A 14401-nucleotide genomic window follows, 5' to 3' on the forward strand; every position below is an offset into this window, starting at 1 on the left:
GCCGAGTGGAATCAGAGGCATGTTAAAAGCAGAAAACCTTAGTAAGCGCTACGGCCGCCGCACCGTGCTCAATCGCGTCAGTGTGTCCATCGCCCCAGGCGAATTCGTGGCCATCATGGGGCCCTCCGGAAGCGGCAAAACCACGCTCCTGAACCTGCTATCCGGGCTAGATAAGCCCACGTCCGGCCGAGTCAACGCACCGGGGCGCAAGCAGCGTGCATTTGTATTCCAGGACTACAACCTGCTGGAATCCCTCAACGCGCAACGCAATGCTACCTTGACGGCGCGTTTTTCCGGACGGCGCCCTACACGCGGCCGGGTGGCAGAGGTCTTCGACTCGCTCGGTCTCGCTGGATTGGAGAGTCGCCTGCCCGCGCAGCTGTCTGGTGGGCAGCAGCAACGCGTGGCCGTCGCCCGGGCATTGCTGGCCCAAGCGCCCTATATCTTCGCTGACGAGCCTACGGGCGCGCTTGACGACGCCACCGCTTCCACCGTCCTTTCCCACCTTCGTGCCGTCGCCCGCGATGGAGCCAGCGTGATCATGGTGACTCACTCGCACCTTGCCGCCGAGGCGGCCGACCGGGTCATTTCCTTGGAGGAGGTGGCCCATGCTGGTGTGGCTTAAGGACTTACAGGCCAATTGGCTATCGTGGCTGGCCGTGGCGCTGACCCTGGTGGTGTCCTCTGGTTCCTGCACCCTGGCACTAGCCATGCTGGTGGCTTCCTCCGGGGCCGAAGAAAACCCCGCTGGGCCTCTGGGCGGCACGGTGCTGGCAATGTCACTGTGCGTGGTGGTGCTGGTGACACTGTCTCAGATGCGCCTTATCATTGCCGAGCGCGAGCCGGTCTACCGCTCCTGGCGCATGGTGGGCATGCCGGGATGGATGATCCTGTTTTTCATTCTGGGCCAAGTCGCGGTGGTCAGCGCGGCTGCCGGATTACTCGGTGTGCTGCCGGCCCGTCCGCTGCTCGCACCGTGTGTGCGTGCCCTGCGCAGTGACGGCATCCCCATGCCAGATATTGCCATAACCGGCCAGGTTGTTGTCATTGCGGTAGCCGTCTGCATGTCCGCGGCCCTAGTTGGCGCGCTCCCTCCACTGCGCCGAGTCTTTCGCCCGCGCGCCACCGCACACCCGTCGTGGCTCATGGTGAAATTCCTGCTCGCATCCGCGGCCATCGGCGGCACGGTCTATGGATGCCTGCACATCGATGATCCCGGTGACCTCCTTTCGGCCGAGATGGGCTTGGTCATCCTCGTCGCGCTCTTTTTGCCCTGGCTTATGCCTGTTCTGGATCAATGGACCCGCGCGGTCGGCATCGCTGGGGCTAATGTGCGCGTGCGCCGGTCTTTTTCCACCCCGCACATCGTGCCGTGGGTGCTCGTCGGTGGCTTTATCGTCTCCGTCGGCTCGGGCCTGCGCTTTGGGAACGACGCAGGCGCCGGCGGCACCTTGTCCTCCTGGCAAGTCTTCGTCGCCCTTTTAGGGCCTGTCTTTGCCCCTAGCATCGTGGGCGCCGTGCTTACCTCGCTGCTGATGCACGGCCGCATCGCAGCCGATATTCGTGGCCTTAGCCTGGCAGGCGCAGCTCCTTCAGCTTGGGCGCGCATACAAGTGGGAGAGGCGGCTTGTCTGACCCTGACCGCGGTTGGAGTGGTATGTGCACTGTGCTTGGCTGCGCTCCTCCCGCTCCACCACCTGCTTAGCCCACAGGTCCCTTTCAGCCGGACGTTGGTGGAGCAGCTGTGGTGGCTGTCCTTCGGCGTAGTTTTCGGGGCAATGTTTAGTGCCTTGTGCGTCGTCAAGCTGGCGCTCGCTGGCTTCGTACGCGCGCGAGGGGGAGGCCGGCCCGGTGCAGATCAGCGCCCGAAAAATGACAACTCTCGCGCGCTAGGGGTGCCGTTCGCGCTGGGCGAACGTGTTAGCGCCCCGGAACGTTGAGGGCTAGCAGTCGCGCGGGTAGAGTGCTAGTCAGGTTGTTTTGACCCACAGTTGTTCACCCGCGACGACGGCTGTGCTGGACACCCACAACCGGCACGCGCGCGCTCATGTGGGCGCGCATTAGGAACAATTCGGAGGAAATCATCATGGCAAACATCAAGCCGCTGGAGGACAAGGTCCTCGTCCAGATCGTTGAAGCTGAAACCACCACCGCATCCGGCCTGGTTATCCCGGACTCTGCTCAGGAGAAGCCGCAGGAGGCCACCGTCGTGGCTGTTGGCCCGGGCCGCACCAACGACAAGGGCGAGGTTGTCCCGGTTGGCGTCAACGAGGGCGACACCGTCATCTTCTCCAAGTACGGCGGCACTGAGCTGAAGTACGACGGCCAGGAGTACCTCCTGCTGTCCGCCCGTGACCTGCTCGCTGTCATCGAGAAGTAGGCGAATAACCTTATGCCAAAGCTGATTGCATTTGACCAGGAGGCCCGCGAGGGCATCCAGCGCGGTGTGGACACGCTTGCCGACGCCGTCAAGGTCACCCTCGGCCCCCGCGGCCGCAATGTCGTGCTGTCCAAGGCCTTCGGTGGACCGACCGTCACCAATGACGGCGTCACCATTGCTCGCGACATCGACCTTGATGACCCGTTTGAGAACCTCGGTGCCCAGCTGGTGAAGTCGGTGGCCGTCAAGACCAACGACATCGCCGGTGACGGCACCACCACCGCTACCTTGCTGGCCCAGGCTATCGTCTTCGAGGGCCTGCGCAACGTTGCTGCCGGCGCTAACCCGGTGGAGCTCAACAAGGGCATCGCGGCGGCGGCCGAGAAGGTCGTCGAGGAGCTGAAGAAGCGCGCGACCCCGGTGAACTCTTCTGCGGAGATTTCTCAGGTGGCCACCGTGTCCTCCCGTGATGCGGAGGTCGGCGAGATGGTCGCCGGTGCGATGGACAAGGTGGGCAAGGACGGCGTCGTGACCGTCGAAGAGTCCCAGACCATCGAGTCCACCGTGGACGTTACTGAAGGCATTTCCTTCGACAAGGGCTACCTCTCCCCGTACTTCGCTACGGAGGAGGAGACCTACAACGCTGTGCTTGACGACGCCGCAATTCTCCTCGTCCGCAACAAGATCTCCTCCCTGCCGGATTTCCTGCCGCTGCTGGAGAAGATCGCAGAGTCCTCGCGCCCGACGCTGATTATCGCTGAGGACATCGAGGGTGAACCGCTGCAGGCACTCGTCGTGAACTCCATCCGCAAGGTCCTCAAGGTCGCCGCCGTGAAGTCCCCGTACTTCGGCGAGCGCCGCAAGGGCTTCATGGATGACCTTGCCGTTGTCACCGGAGCCACCGTCGTGGACCCGGAGGTAGGCATCAACCTCAAGGAAGTTGGCCCGGAGGTTCTCGGTTCCGCTCGTCGCGTCACTGTGTCCAAGGAAGACACTGTGATCGTGGACGGTGCTGGTACGGCGGAGGCCGTCGAGGAGCGCCGCGAGCAGATCCGTCGCGAAATCGAGCGCACCGACTCCACCTGGGACAAGGAGAAGCTCGAGGAGCGCCTGGCCAAGCTGTCCGGCGGTGTCGCCGTCATCCGCGTCGGCGCTGCGACCGAGACCGAGGTCAACGAGCGCAAGCTGCGCGTCGAGGACGCCATCAACGCCGCCCGCGCGGCCGTCGAAGAGGGCGTTATCGCCGGCGGCGGTTCCGCGCTGGTTCAGATCTCCAAGGAGCTCGAGGAGTTCGCTGAAGGCTTCGAGGGCGAGGCCAAGATTGGCGTGCTCGCCGTGTCCCGCGCGCTGACCCGCCCGGCCTTCTGGATCGCCGAGAACGCCGGCCTGGACGGCTCCGTTGTCGTCGCCCATGTTGCCGAGCTGGGCAACGGTGAGGGCTTCAACGCTGCCACCCTGGAGTATGGCAACCTGCTCGAGCAGGGCATCATCGACCCGGTGAAGGTGACCCACTCCGCCGTCGTCAACGCTGCCTCTGTTGCCCGTATGGTTCTTACCACCGAGGCTTCCGTTGTGGAGAAGCCCGCCGAGGAAGAACCGGAGCAGTCCGGCCACGCGCACGCGCACTAAACGTGCGCGTGGGAAGCAGGAGCTTCCCACGTTGCCGTAAGGAAGGCCCGCCTCCCCGCACACCCTGCGGGGCTTGGCGGGTCTTCGCCGTGTCCGGGGCATGGTGACAGCCCCGTTACTAGACTGTGCAGCCGTGAAACAGGAATTCATCACGGTCACTGGTGCTCGCGAAAATAACCTCAAAAACGTCAACGTGCGCATCCCCAAGCATGCGCTCACCGTCTTTACCGGAGTGTCCGGCTCCGGCAAGACGTCGCTGGTTTTCGATACCATCGCCGCTGAATCCCAACGGCTCATCAATGAAACCTACCCTGGCTTTGTACAGGGGTTTATGCAGGCCCCGCCGCGTCCCGACGTGGAAAGTCTGGAGGGTCTTACCGCCGCCATCGTGGTGGGGCAGGAGCCCATGGCGGCCTCCGCGCGCTCCACATTCGGCACCGCCACCGACATCACGGGGCACCTGCGTGTGCTCTTTTCCCGCCTCGCCGAGCCTCGCGCCGGCGGGCCCGCCGCCTACTCCTTCAACGTGCCCTCCGCTTCGGGCCAGGGCGCAATTGAAGTCAATGGGGTCAAGGAGGTACGTCGCTTTGAACGCACCGGAGGCATGTGCCCGCGCTGTGAGGGAAGGGGAGAGGTGGGGGACGTAGATAAGCGCCAGCTCGTCGATGAGTCCCTGTCCCTCAACGACGGCGCCATCATCTACCCCGGCATGAAAGTGGACTCGTGGATGTGGCGCGCCTACGCCGATTCCGGGCTGTACCCGGCGGACGTGCCTGTCACGGAGTTCACGGAGGAACAAAAACGCGACCTGTATGAAACCGAGACCAAAGTTAAGGTCGGCGGCGTCAACATGAGCTACATGGGGCTGGTCACGCGGTTGAAGAACAACGTGCTGAGCAAGCCGGTGGAGTCCCTCCAGAAGCACATGCGCGCCTTCGTCGAGCGTGCGGTGGTCTTCATCGACTGCCCGGAGTGCCAGGGCACGCGCTTGGCACAGCACGCGCGTGAGTCCTTCATCGATGGCGTCTCCATCGCGGATGTGTGTGCCATGGAGCTTGCCGACGCCACCTCCTGGCTCCGCGCTCTCTCCTCACCGCTAGCTGCCGCCCCGCTGCGCGGGCTGGAAGCCGCCTTGGAACTCGGACTGGGCTACCTGACTCTCGACCGCGCCACTGGAACGTTGAGCGGCGGGGAGGCGCAGCGCACGCGCATGGTGCGGCACATCGGCTCGGCGCTTACGGACGTCACGTACATCTTCGACGAGCCGACTGCTGGCCTGCATCCGTACGATGTCACGCGGATGAACGATCTGCTGTTGCAGCTGCGCGATAAAGGCAACACGGTGCTCGTGGTGGAGCACAACCCGGAAACGATGGCCATCGCGGACTGTGTTGTGGAACTTGGCCCAGGCGCAGGCGTGGCGGGTGGTGAGATTGTCTCCACTGGAAGCATCGACCGCGGGACGGCTCAGCTCCGAGAGGAGGTGCGCGAGCCCACCGGTGTGCTGGAAATCCGCGGGGCGAGCCGCAATAACCTGAAGAACATCGACGTGGATATCCCCTTGGGTGTGCTCACGGTGATTACCGGCGTGGCGGGGTCGGGTAAGTCCTCGCTCATAGACTGTGTGCCGGACAGTGACCGCATCCTCATGGTCGACCAGTCTCCGCTGTCGGGCTCGCGGCGTTCCAACCCTGCTACCTACACTGGCGCGATGGATGCGTTGCGCAAGGCCTTCGCTAAGGCCAACGAGGGCGCGACCCCCGGCATGTTTTCCTTCAACTCGGACGGGGCCTGTCCGGTGTGTTCCGGTGCGGGCGTGGTGACGGTGGAGTTCGGCGCAATGGATAGCGCGGATGTGCCCTGCGAGGTCTGTGAAGGTCGCCGTTTCGCCGCCGACGTTCTAGGCTACAAGCTGGCGGGGAAGAACATTGCGGAGGTGCTGGCACTGCCGGCTGCAGAGGCCGTCGAATATTGCAAGAGCGCCAAAGTTGCCGCGGCGAAGCGCGTCTGTGAGCAGCTCGTTGCGGTGGGGCTGGGCTACCTCACGCTGGGGCAGCCGCTTTCTACTTTGTCGGGTGGTGAGCGCCAGCGCCTGAAGCTGGCGGTGCGCTTGAGTGACCGCAAGGCTAAGACGGACATCCTCGTGCTGGATGAGCCGACGGTGGGGCTGCACCGAAAGGACGTCGACACGCTGCTGGCGCTTTTCGACGTTCTCGTGGACTCCTCCCTCACCCTCATCTGCGTCGAGCACAACCGCGCTGTCGTGGCACACGCCGATCACGTTATCGATATGGGACCCGGCGCGGGCTCTGCTGGTGGTGAGGTCGTGGCGGCGTGTTCGCCGCGCGAGCTCCTCAACACGGAGACCCTCACGGCCCGCTACCTGGCGCAGGTGGTGGAGGGGCGCACCGAGCGTGAGAGCACCGAAGCGGAGGAGTCTTAAGCGCTGACGGTCGCGTGGGTGCGACGCGAGCGCAGGGCGACGACGCGCTCAGATTCGCTCATGCCACCCCACACGCCGTAGGGCTCGCCAGATGCTAGGGCATGCTCGCGGCAGAGCTCGATGACCGGGCAGGTGTGGCAGATGGCCTTGGCGCGGTTCTCGCGCTGGGCGCGGGCGCGCCCGCGCTCGCCGTCTGGGTGATAGAACACGTCAGAGTTTTCTCCACGGCATGCGCCCTGGAGCTGCCAATCCCATAAGTCCGCATTCGGCCCGGGGAGCAGGAAAGACTGAGACACGTTCGATTCTCCTTCGTCGAAGATAGAGCGCCCTAGCGAGTGTGAGGCCAGTACGACAGGCATCACGAGCGCCGAGGCGTGGTGAGACGAGATTGAAGTGTGTCCCCCCTGGGTAAACGGCACGTTACGCACTGCTGACATTCAGGTGTAACTGCCCGAAATCTGCCGCTTTTAGCGGTAGTGACCTGCCTTTATGTCGAAGGTGAACTATGTATGAACTTTTCCCAGACTGGCTTAAGGGCTGGGAATAGGCCCCGTCGTTTCGGGTTTCGTGAGAAGGGTGTGACATGATGTCTGTGCAGAATGTGAAGAAATTAGGGCAAGCAGAGCAAGGATGGCAGTGGCTACTCAAGCTACAGGCACGGGCGGCGATGCAATGGCGTCGAAGCGTGACAGTGATAAGGAATTAGCGGACCTCGTTCCGCTGGCTGCCGACGGTAGCCGCCGTGCCCTTCAGAACATCATGCGCATCATCCACCCACAGGTGCTGCGCTATTGCCGTGCCCGTATTGGCGGCAATCGCCAACCCACGGCCGAGGATGTGGCGCAGGAGATTTGCTTGGCGGTGGCGACGTCGATAAGCACGTACAAGGACAAGGGCCGCCCCTTCATGGCCTATGTCTACGGTATTGCCTCCCACAAGGTTACCGACGCGCACCGTGCGCTCAGCCGTGACCAGACCCATCCCACAGATGAGGTTCCGGAGGACGCTGCTGACGACGTCACTCCCGAAGAATCTGCGCTGGTCATGGACGGTAGTAACAGAGTACGTGCGTTGCTCGATACGTTAAGTGACAAGGCCCGGGACATCATCATCTTGCGTGTATTCGTGGGGCTGTCGGCAGAGGAGACTGCGGAGATTGTGGAGTCTACCCCTGGCGCAGTCCGCGTGGCACAGCATCGTGCGCTGGCGCAACTGCGTAAGTCTCTCGATTCGCGCGCGACCGAGACTCAGTAAGTCATCGGCACTTGGCACGGATAATTTAAAGCATTCTCTATCAAGGAAGGGAGGACATCATGGCACAAAAGGATCAGGCTCAGCCGAGCGTCGCTGAGCAGCTGCAGCCTTTGGTTGACGATGATGCATTCCTCACCAGTCTCTCCGAAGGCACTGACCCCTCTGATGGCGGTGATGAGCTAGCGGGTCTCCTGTTGGAGCTTCGCAGGGATGTTGAACAGCACATGCCCCCGGCTCCGCTCATTGAAGGCGCAGACGAGGAACCTGAGGTTATTTCCTTGGCGGCGGCACGTCGTCGCCGTCGCGGTAAGCCGCTCATGCACGGCCTTATTGGTGCTGCCGCGGCCACGTTGCTCATTGCAGGCTCCGGCGCCGTGATCGTCAACGCGGGCCCCGGCTCCCCGCTGTACGGCCTCAACCAGTCTCTCTTCGGTGCCGATGACCAAGACGTCTCCGTGGTTGAGCTGGCCGGCACGCTGGAGGAGATGGAAAAGCGCTCGGCACAGGGGGACATGGATGGTACCCGCCAGCTGCTTGAGGAAGCCCGAAAGATGGTGGATCAGGCCAAGAAGGACCGCGCAGAGCAGGCTGAGCGCCCAGCAAAGCAGCAGACCCGTACCACCGTGACGCAGACCCAGACCGTGGAGAAGCCCGCCCCAGCGAAAGAAGAAGAGCAGCAACCGCGGGAGCCGGTCACCGTGACGCAGTTCGAGACTGCAGTGTCCACCGTTGTGGTGACGAGCACCGTCTCGGTTGGTAACCCGCTGAGTCCGCCGGTGCAGAACTACCCTGAGCCCGTTGAACAAGGTGGCGGCGAGCAGGTTCCGCAGCAGCCAGCCCCAGCTCCGAACGGCGACACAGAGGGCGCTGCGGAGAATAACGGCCTTGCGCCGGCGCAGTTCCAGCAGTAGTACTACAAGAAAGAACCTCTCCCTGAATCCCAGGGAGAGGTTCTTTTTTGAGGTGCAGCACGTTGGCCGTGCGCTAGTAGCGTGAATCCATGCCATCGAGGTAGCCCACGGCATAATCCCACGGCACATAGCGCGCGGGATCCGGTTCGGCGCCTGGCTCATGGACCGGCGCCAATTGGCCCTGCAGAGTGGCCTGCATATTGGCGGCCAGGATGTGCCACTCATAGAAGTGGTTTTCCTCGCAGTCCTCGCAGAAGAAGAATATTCCGTCGATGCCGCGCGGGCTCAGCACGCGCGCAAACTCCTGGACCATGGCGAGGTCATGAATAACGCCGAGGCGGTCCTCCTCGGACAGCGGATCGACGTGTTCCTCCTCCCCGAGGAAGGAAGCCGGGTCGTTCGGATCGTCCGCGAAGGGATCGCGGGGCATGTTGGCGAAAAAGTTCACGCCTGCGAGCCTATTGACTCCGCGCTCACATGGCAATTTTATTGAGCCTACCCACGGCTACCACTAGGGGCTGCTCACGCACTACAGTGAGGATCACCGCATACAACTATTCGGTCAGTTTAGGAGAGCTTTACCCTCATGAGCCACGTCCACACCGGCGGAGACAACCCCGACAAGATTGCACTGTACGGCCTCACGTTTGATGATGTTCTGCTATTGCCAGCAGAATCCAACGTCGTTCCCTCCGAGGTGGACACCTCGGCGCAGTTCACCCGCAACATTCGCCTCGGCGTGCCGCTGGCGTCCGCCGCGATGGACACGGTGACCGAGGCCCGCATGGCCATCGGCATGGCCCGCCAAGGCGGCATCGGCGTGCTGCATCGCAACCTGTCCGCCGAGGATCAAGCCCAGCAGGTTGAGATTGTGAAGCGCTCTGAGTCCGGCATGGTCACCGACCCGGTCACCGCCACCCCGGACATGACCATCGATGAAGTTGATACGCTGTGCGCGCGGTTTAGGATTTCGGGCCTGCCGGTCGTCGATAAGCAGGGCGTCCTCGTGGGTATCTGCACCAACCGTGACATGCGCTTCGAGCCGGATTTCTCCCGCAAGGTTTCTGAGATCATGACCCCGATGCCGCTGGTCGTGGCCAAGGAAGGCGTCAGCAAGGAGGAGGCGCTGGCGCTGCTGTCCGCCAACAAGGTGGAGAAGCTGCCTATTGTTGATGACGAGAACAAGCTCGTCGGCCTCATCACCGTCAAGGACTTTGTGAAGACTGAGCAGTTCCCTAACGCGTCCAAGGATTCCTCCGGACGTCTGCTCGTGGCCGCGGGTATCGGTACGGGTGAGGAGTCCTACGAGCGCGCAGGCATGCTTGTCGACGCCGGCGTGGATGTCCTCGTCGTCGACTCCGCCCACGCCCACAACAACCGCGTGCTGGAGATGGTTTCCCGCGTCCAGAAGGACTTCGGCGACCGCATCGACGTGATCGGCGGCAACCTGGCCACCCGTCAGGCCGCACGCGACATGATTGAGGCCGGCGCGGATGCCATCAAGGTGGGTATTGGTCCGGGCTCCATCTGCACCACTCGTGTCGTGGCCGGTGTGGGCGCGCCGCAGATTACCGCCATCATGGAAGCAGCTTCCGTCGCTGGCCCCGCTGGCGTGCCTGTCATTGGTGACGGCGGCATGCAGTACTCCGGTGACATCGCCAAGGCGCTGGCAGCCGGCGCGGACGCCGTCATGCTGGGCTCGATGCTGGCGGGCACCACGGAGTCGCCCGGTGACATCGTTGTGGTCCAGGGCAAGCAGTACAAGCGCTACCGCGGCATGGGCTCCATGGGGGCTATGCAGGGCCGTGGCCTGTCGGGCGAGAAGCGCTCCTACTCCAAGGACCGCTACTTCCAGGCGGATGTGCGCAGCGAAGACAAGCTCGTGCCGGAAGGCGTAGAAGGCCGCGTGCCTTTCCGCGGCGATATCGACGCCATCGTCCACCAGATTGTCGGCGGCCTGCGCGCCTCCATGGGCTATACCGGTTCCGCCACCTTGGCTGAGCTGAAGACCAAGCAGTTTGTCCAGATCACCGCTGCGGGGCTTAAGGAGTCTCACCCGCACCACCTGCAGCAGATCGTCGAAGCTCCGAACTACCGCTAAGGACTCATCATGCGCGATTACGTAGAAATCGGCGTCGGCCGTGAGGCTCGCCGTACTTATGACCTCAACCAGGTTTCCCTGGTGCCGACCCGCCGTACGCGTTCCTCCAAGGACGTCGACACCTCGTGGAACATTGACGCGTATACCTTCGACGTTCCGCTGGTCTCTCAACCCACCGATGCACTGGCAACCCCGGAGTTTGTCATCGAGATGGGCAAGCAGGGCGGCCTTGGCGTCATTAACGCTGAGGGCCTGTGGGGCCGCCACGAGGATCTCGAGGGCGCGATTGCCCGCGTGACGGAGAACTTCGGGGATCTGTCTACGCTGCAGGAACTGCATGCGGCGCCGCTCAACGAGGAGCTGCTGGCTGAGCGCATCGCCCAGGTCCGCGATTCCGGTGTGACCGTGGCCGTGCGCGTGTCGCCGCAGCATGCCCGCGAGCTGGCTCCGGTGGTCATCAAGGCCGGTGCGGAGCTGCTGTTTATCCACGGCACGCTCATTTCTGCTGAGCACGTGCAGACTGGTGGCGAGCCGCTGAATCTCAAGGAGTTCATCGGTTCGCTCGATACCCCGGTCATCGCTGGTGGTGTGGCGGACTATACGACGGCCCTGCACCTCATGCGTGCGGGTGCGGCAGGCATCATCGTCGGCTCGGGCGTGAACACGAACCCGGAGACGCTGGGCATTGATATCCCGATGGCGACGACCATCGCGGATGTTGCGGCCGCACGTCGCGATTACCTTGATGAGACTGGGGGCCGCTACGTGCATGTGCTTGCCGACGGCGACATTCACACCTCCGCAGACATCGCCAAGGCCATCGCGTGCGGCGCTGATGGCGTCGTGCTGGGACCGGTCCTCGCACGCGCAGCGGAGGCTGGCGGCAAGGGCTGGTACTGGCCGTCCACCGCTGGCCACCCGCGTTTCCCGCGCGGCATCATTGAGCCGGTTGGCGTTATCGACGCCGAGCTGGGCGAGGTCCCCTCCCTCGAAGTGGTTCTCCACGGCCCGTCGAACGAGCCGCTGGGTGAGCTTAACCTCGTGGGTGGCCTCAAGCGGGCCATGGCTAAGTGCGGCTACACGGACTTGAAGTCCTTCCAGAAGGTCGGCCTAGCCGTCCGCTAGCTTTTAGGGCAGCGGAAACGCCATGGGGTTCGGGTCCGGCGCGGGCGCAGTGCAATTTTGCGGAAGATAATGCGCCCGCGTGCCGGCACCATCGTCTGAACGACCGACGCTGCAACGACCAAGGCAATGGCCGTGAGCTTGAGCGCGGTCACGCCTTGGGCTAGGAGCAGCCAGCCGAAGAAGGCTGCGAACACCGGCTCCAATGCGATGAGGATGGAAAAGACATTGGGGGCAAGGCGCTTGAGGGCGATGAACTCGAGCGAGTAGGGGATAAGCGAGGCCAGCACGCCCGTGCCGCAGGCCAAGGCGAACAGCTGCGGATCGCTCACCAGCTTCGCCGCGCCGCTGCCGCCGAGGGGGAGGAGCGTGATCCCTCCGATACACAGCGCCACTGCGAGGCCGTCTTGCCCACTGAACAGCGCCCCGGCCTTCTTACTGGCCAAGATATAGGCCGCCCAGCACGCGCCCGCGAGTATCAGAAAAACTACGCCGCGCGGGGCAAGTGGTTCTCCGGTCAGCGAGTCCACGCCCAGTAGGGCCATACCGATAAGGGCGAGGGTGACGCAGGTGGCGTCGCGAAGCGAGCGCGATAACACCGCCGCCAACAGCAACGGACCGAGGAACTCGATGGTGACCGCCGGACCCAGCGGAACGAGGTCGATGCCCGCGTAGAAGAAGCCGTTCATCAACCCCAGTGACACACCAAAAATGGTGGCTGACATCCACTTCTCGCGTCCCCATGTGTGGACCTTCGGGCGCGAGATGAGAAGCAGGATTGCCGAGGCCACAAGCAAACGCATCGATGCCGTGCCCCACGTGCCCGCGTGGGGAAATAGCTGGATGGCCAGGCTTGCGCCGAGCTGGAGCGAGATGCACGAGCCGATGACACAAAGAATGGCGAGCGGATTGGTCATGCGGACTATTGTCCAACATTCACTGGCACGGGGGTACTGCGTTAAACTGGTGGCCGTGACTACCCCAAATACAACCCCGCGTCCTGTCCTCGTGGTGGACTTTGGCGCCCAGTACGCGCAGCTCATTGCCCGCCGCGTGCGTGAGGCCAACATCTACTCCGAGGTCGTCCCCAACTCTGCGTCGGTCGAGGAGATTAAGGCCAAGAACCCGGCCGCTCTGATCCTCTCCGGTGGACCGTCTTCTGTGTACGCTGACGGAGCCCCGGAGCTCAAGCCTGAACTGCTCGAACTTGGCATCCCGGTCTTCGGCATCTGCTATGGCTTCCAGTCCATGACTCGCGTCCTCGGCGGCACCGTGGCTGCCACTGGTGCTCGTGAGTACGGCCGCACGGACATGACCGTGTCCGGCGGCGTGCTGCATAAGGGCCTAGAGGAAACCCACAAGGTGTGGATGTCCCACGGCGATTCCGTCTCCGAGGCCCCGGAGGGCTTCGAGGTGACGGCCTCCTCCGACGGCGCGCCTGTCGCGGCCTTTGAGTGTCTGTCCAAGAAGATGGCCGGCGTGCAGTACCACCCGGAGGTTCTGCACTCCCCACACGGTCAGGAAGTGCTGACCCGCTTCCTCACCGAGGTGGCTGGCCTGGAGCAGAACTGGACCGCGGAGAACATTGCGGAGCGCCTCATCGAGGATGTGCGTGAGCAAATCGGCGAGGACGGCCGCGCTATCTGTGCCTTGTCCGGCGGCGTGGATTCCGCGGTGGCTGCAGCCCTGGTGCAGCGCGCTATCGGTGAACGCTTGACGTGTGTCTTCGTGGACCACGGCCTGCTACGCGCGGGGGAGCGCGAGCAGGTGGAGAAGGACTTCGTGGCGTCGACGGGCGCGAAGCTCATCACCGCTGACGAACGCGAGGCCTTCCTTAACAAGCTGGCCGGCGTGACCGAGCCGGAGGCCAAGCGCAAGGCTATCGGTGCGGAGTTTATCCGCTCCTTCGAGCGCGTTGTCGACCAAGCGCTGGACGGCCAGGATGCCGCCTTCCTGGTGCAGGGCACGCTCTACCCGGACGTGGTGGAGTCCGGCGGCGGCGACGGCACCGCCAACATTAAGTCCCACCACAACGTGGGCGGCCTGCCTGACGACGTCGAATTTGAGCTCGTCGAGCCGCTGCGCCTGCTCTTCAAGGACGAGGTTCGCGCCGTTGGCCGCGAACTCGGCCTGCCGGAGGAAATCGTGGGGCGCCAGCCTTTCCCGGGCCCGGGCCTGGGTATCCGCATCATCGGTGAGGTGACCGAGGAACGCCTCGAGACCCTGCGCCAGGCGGACCTCATCGCGCGTACCGAGCTGACCAATGCCGGTTTGGATGGCGAGATTTGGCAGTGCCCGGTGGTGCTGCTTGCCGACGTCCACTCCGTCGGCGTCCAAGGCGATGGCCGCACCTACGGCCACCCAATCGTGCTGCGCCCAGTGTCTTCTGAGGACGCCATGACCGCGGACTGGACCCGCCTGCCATATGATGTGCTGGAGAAGATCTCCACCCGCATCACCAACGAGGTCAAGGACGTTAACCGAGTGGTGCTCGATGTGACCTCGAAGCCGCCGGGAACTATCGAGTGGGAGTAAACGCGCGGGAGTAAAACTCCCTCGCG

The 14401-nt window shown here is 63.5% G+C and carries 13 protein-coding genes; 10 read left to right on the plus strand and 3 right to left on the minus strand.

All coding sequences use genetic code 11. The features are described from left to right. Positions 1–19 precede the first annotated feature (19 nt). From M5J09_RS02990 to M5J09_RS03010, 5 genes are all read left to right on the plus strand, one after another. Positions 20–625, plus strand: coding sequence for an ABC transporter ATP-binding protein (locus M5J09_RS02990; RefSeq protein ID WP_257156904.1), 606 nt, complete (start codon positions 20–22; stop codon positions 623–625). Further along, on the plus strand, positions 609–1940 hold the full coding sequence (locus tag M5J09_RS02995; protein WP_257156905.1) for an FtsX-like permease family protein: 1332 nt from the start codon (positions 609–611) through the stop codon (positions 1938–1940). The genes M5J09_RS02990 and M5J09_RS02995 overlap by 17 nt, the downstream gene beginning before the upstream one ends. Positions 1941–2080: 140 nt before the next feature. After that, positions 2081–2380, plus strand: a complete 300-nt coding sequence (gene groES / locus M5J09_RS03000) for a co-chaperone GroES (RefSeq protein WP_296131649.1) — start codon at positions 2081–2083, stop codon at positions 2378–2380. A 12-nt stretch (positions 2381–2392) separates the two neighbouring features. Continuing rightward, positions 2393–4009 carry a chaperonin GroEL gene (gene groL / locus M5J09_RS03005; protein ID WP_042529430.1) on the plus strand — a complete coding sequence of 539 codons (1617 nt, stop codon included), beginning with the start codon at positions 2393–2395 and terminating at the stop codon, positions 4007–4009. A gap of 100 nt (positions 4010–4109) precedes the next feature. Further along, positions 4110–6452 carry an excinuclease ABC subunit UvrA gene (locus tag M5J09_RS03010; RefSeq protein WP_374982093.1) on the plus strand — a complete coding sequence of 781 codons (2343 nt, stop codon included), beginning with the start codon at positions 4110–4112 and terminating at the stop codon, positions 6450–6452. Here M5J09_RS03010 and M5J09_RS03015 read toward each other — a convergent pair. Beyond that, positions 6449–6748 (minus strand): WhiB family transcriptional regulator, encoded by a 300-nt coding sequence (locus tag M5J09_RS03015; RefSeq protein ID WP_042529434.1) that lies wholly within the window; start codon positions 6746–6748, stop codon positions 6449–6451. The genes M5J09_RS03010 and M5J09_RS03015 overlap by 4 nt on opposite strands. A gap of 334 nt (positions 6749–7082) precedes the next feature. Here M5J09_RS03015 and M5J09_RS03020 point away from each other — a divergent pair, with 334 nt between their 5' ends. Then, positions 7083–7706, plus strand: a complete 624-nt coding sequence (locus M5J09_RS03020; protein ID WP_083280772.1) for a sigma-70 family RNA polymerase sigma factor — start codon at positions 7083–7085, stop codon at positions 7704–7706. Between the two features lie 59 nt (positions 7707–7765). Further along, on the plus strand, positions 7766–8617 hold the full coding sequence (locus M5J09_RS03025) for a hypothetical protein (RefSeq protein WP_257156907.1): 852 nt from the start codon (positions 7766–7768) through the stop codon (positions 8615–8617). A gap of 73 nt (positions 8618–8690) precedes the next feature. Here the strand turns inward: M5J09_RS03025 and M5J09_RS03030 are convergent, their stop codons facing one another. Then, positions 8691–9065, minus strand: a complete 375-nt coding sequence (locus tag M5J09_RS03030; RefSeq protein WP_042529438.1) for a DUF5319 domain-containing protein — start codon at positions 9063–9065, stop codon at positions 8691–8693. A 138-nt stretch (positions 9066–9203) separates the two neighbouring features. On the opposite strand from M5J09_RS03030, the gene guaB reads away from it, so the two are divergent. Together guaB and M5J09_RS03040 are read left to right on the plus strand one after the other, a co-directional pair. Further along, entirely contained in the window at positions 9204–10718 is a 1515-nt protein-coding gene (guaB, locus tag M5J09_RS03035) for an IMP dehydrogenase (protein ID WP_042529440.1), read from the plus strand. Positions 10719–10727: 9 nt separating this feature from the next. Continuing rightward, positions 10728–11843 (plus strand): GuaB3 family IMP dehydrogenase-related protein, encoded by a 1116-nt coding sequence (locus M5J09_RS03040; protein WP_042529442.1) that lies wholly within the window; start codon positions 10728–10730, stop codon positions 11841–11843. Here the strand turns inward: M5J09_RS03040 and M5J09_RS03045 are convergent. Then, positions 11840–12757: a DMT family transporter gene (locus M5J09_RS03045; RefSeq protein WP_257156908.1), complete on the minus strand. Its 918-nt coding sequence runs from the start codon at positions 12755–12757 to the stop codon at positions 11840–11842. The two genes, M5J09_RS03040 and M5J09_RS03045, sit on opposite strands and share 4 nt — an antisense overlap. On the opposite strand from M5J09_RS03045, the gene guaA reads away from it, so the two are divergent. After that, entirely contained in the window at positions 12756–14375 is a 1620-nt protein-coding gene (gene guaA / locus M5J09_RS03050) for a glutamine-hydrolyzing GMP synthase (RefSeq protein WP_306558010.1), read from the plus strand. The two genes, M5J09_RS03045 and guaA, sit on opposite strands and share 2 nt — an antisense overlap. Positions 14376–14401 lie beyond the last annotated feature (26 nt).

The organism is Corynebacterium sp. BF-R-2, assembly GCF_024586525.1.
GTDB lineage: Bacteria > Actinomycetota > Actinomycetes > Mycobacteriales > Mycobacteriaceae > Corynebacterium > Corynebacterium singulare.

Excerpts from the sequence above, each read along its gene's own strand:
- M5J09_RS02995 (WP_257156905.1), top strand. The coding sequence starts at position 609 with ATGCTGGTGTGGCTTAAGGACTTACAGGCCAATTGGCTATCGTGGCTG.
- M5J09_RS03045 (WP_257156908.1), bottom strand. The coding sequence starts at position 12,757 with ATGACCAATCCGCTCGCCATTCTTTGTGTCATCGGCTCGTGCATCTCG.
- guaA (WP_306558010.1), top strand. The coding sequence starts at position 12,756 with ATGCGGACTATTGTCCAACATTCACTGGCACGGGGGTACTGCGTTAAA.
- M5J09_RS03025 (WP_257156907.1), top strand. The coding sequence starts at position 7,766 with ATGGCACAAAAGGATCAGGCTCAGCCGAGCGTCGCTGAGCAGCTGCAG.
- M5J09_RS03040 (WP_042529442.1), top strand. The coding sequence starts at position 10,728 with ATGCGCGATTACGTAGAAATCGGCGTCGGCCGTGAGGCTCGCCGTACT.
- M5J09_RS03020 (WP_083280772.1), top strand. The coding sequence starts at position 7,083 with ATGGCAGTGGCTACTCAAGCTACAGGCACGGGCGGCGATGCAATGGCG.
- guaB (WP_042529440.1), top strand. The coding sequence starts at position 9,204 with ATGAGCCACGTCCACACCGGCGGAGACAACCCCGACAAGATTGCACTG.
- groL (WP_042529430.1), top strand. The coding sequence starts at position 2,393 with ATGCCAAAGCTGATTGCATTTGACCAGGAGGCCCGCGAGGGCATCCAG.
- M5J09_RS02990 (WP_257156904.1), top strand. The coding sequence starts at position 20 with ATGTTAAAAGCAGAAAACCTTAGTAAGCGCTACGGCCGCCGCACCGTG.
- M5J09_RS03010 (WP_374982093.1), top strand. The coding sequence starts at position 4,110 with ATGGTGACAGCCCCGTTACTAGACTGTGCAGCCGTGAAACAGGAATTC.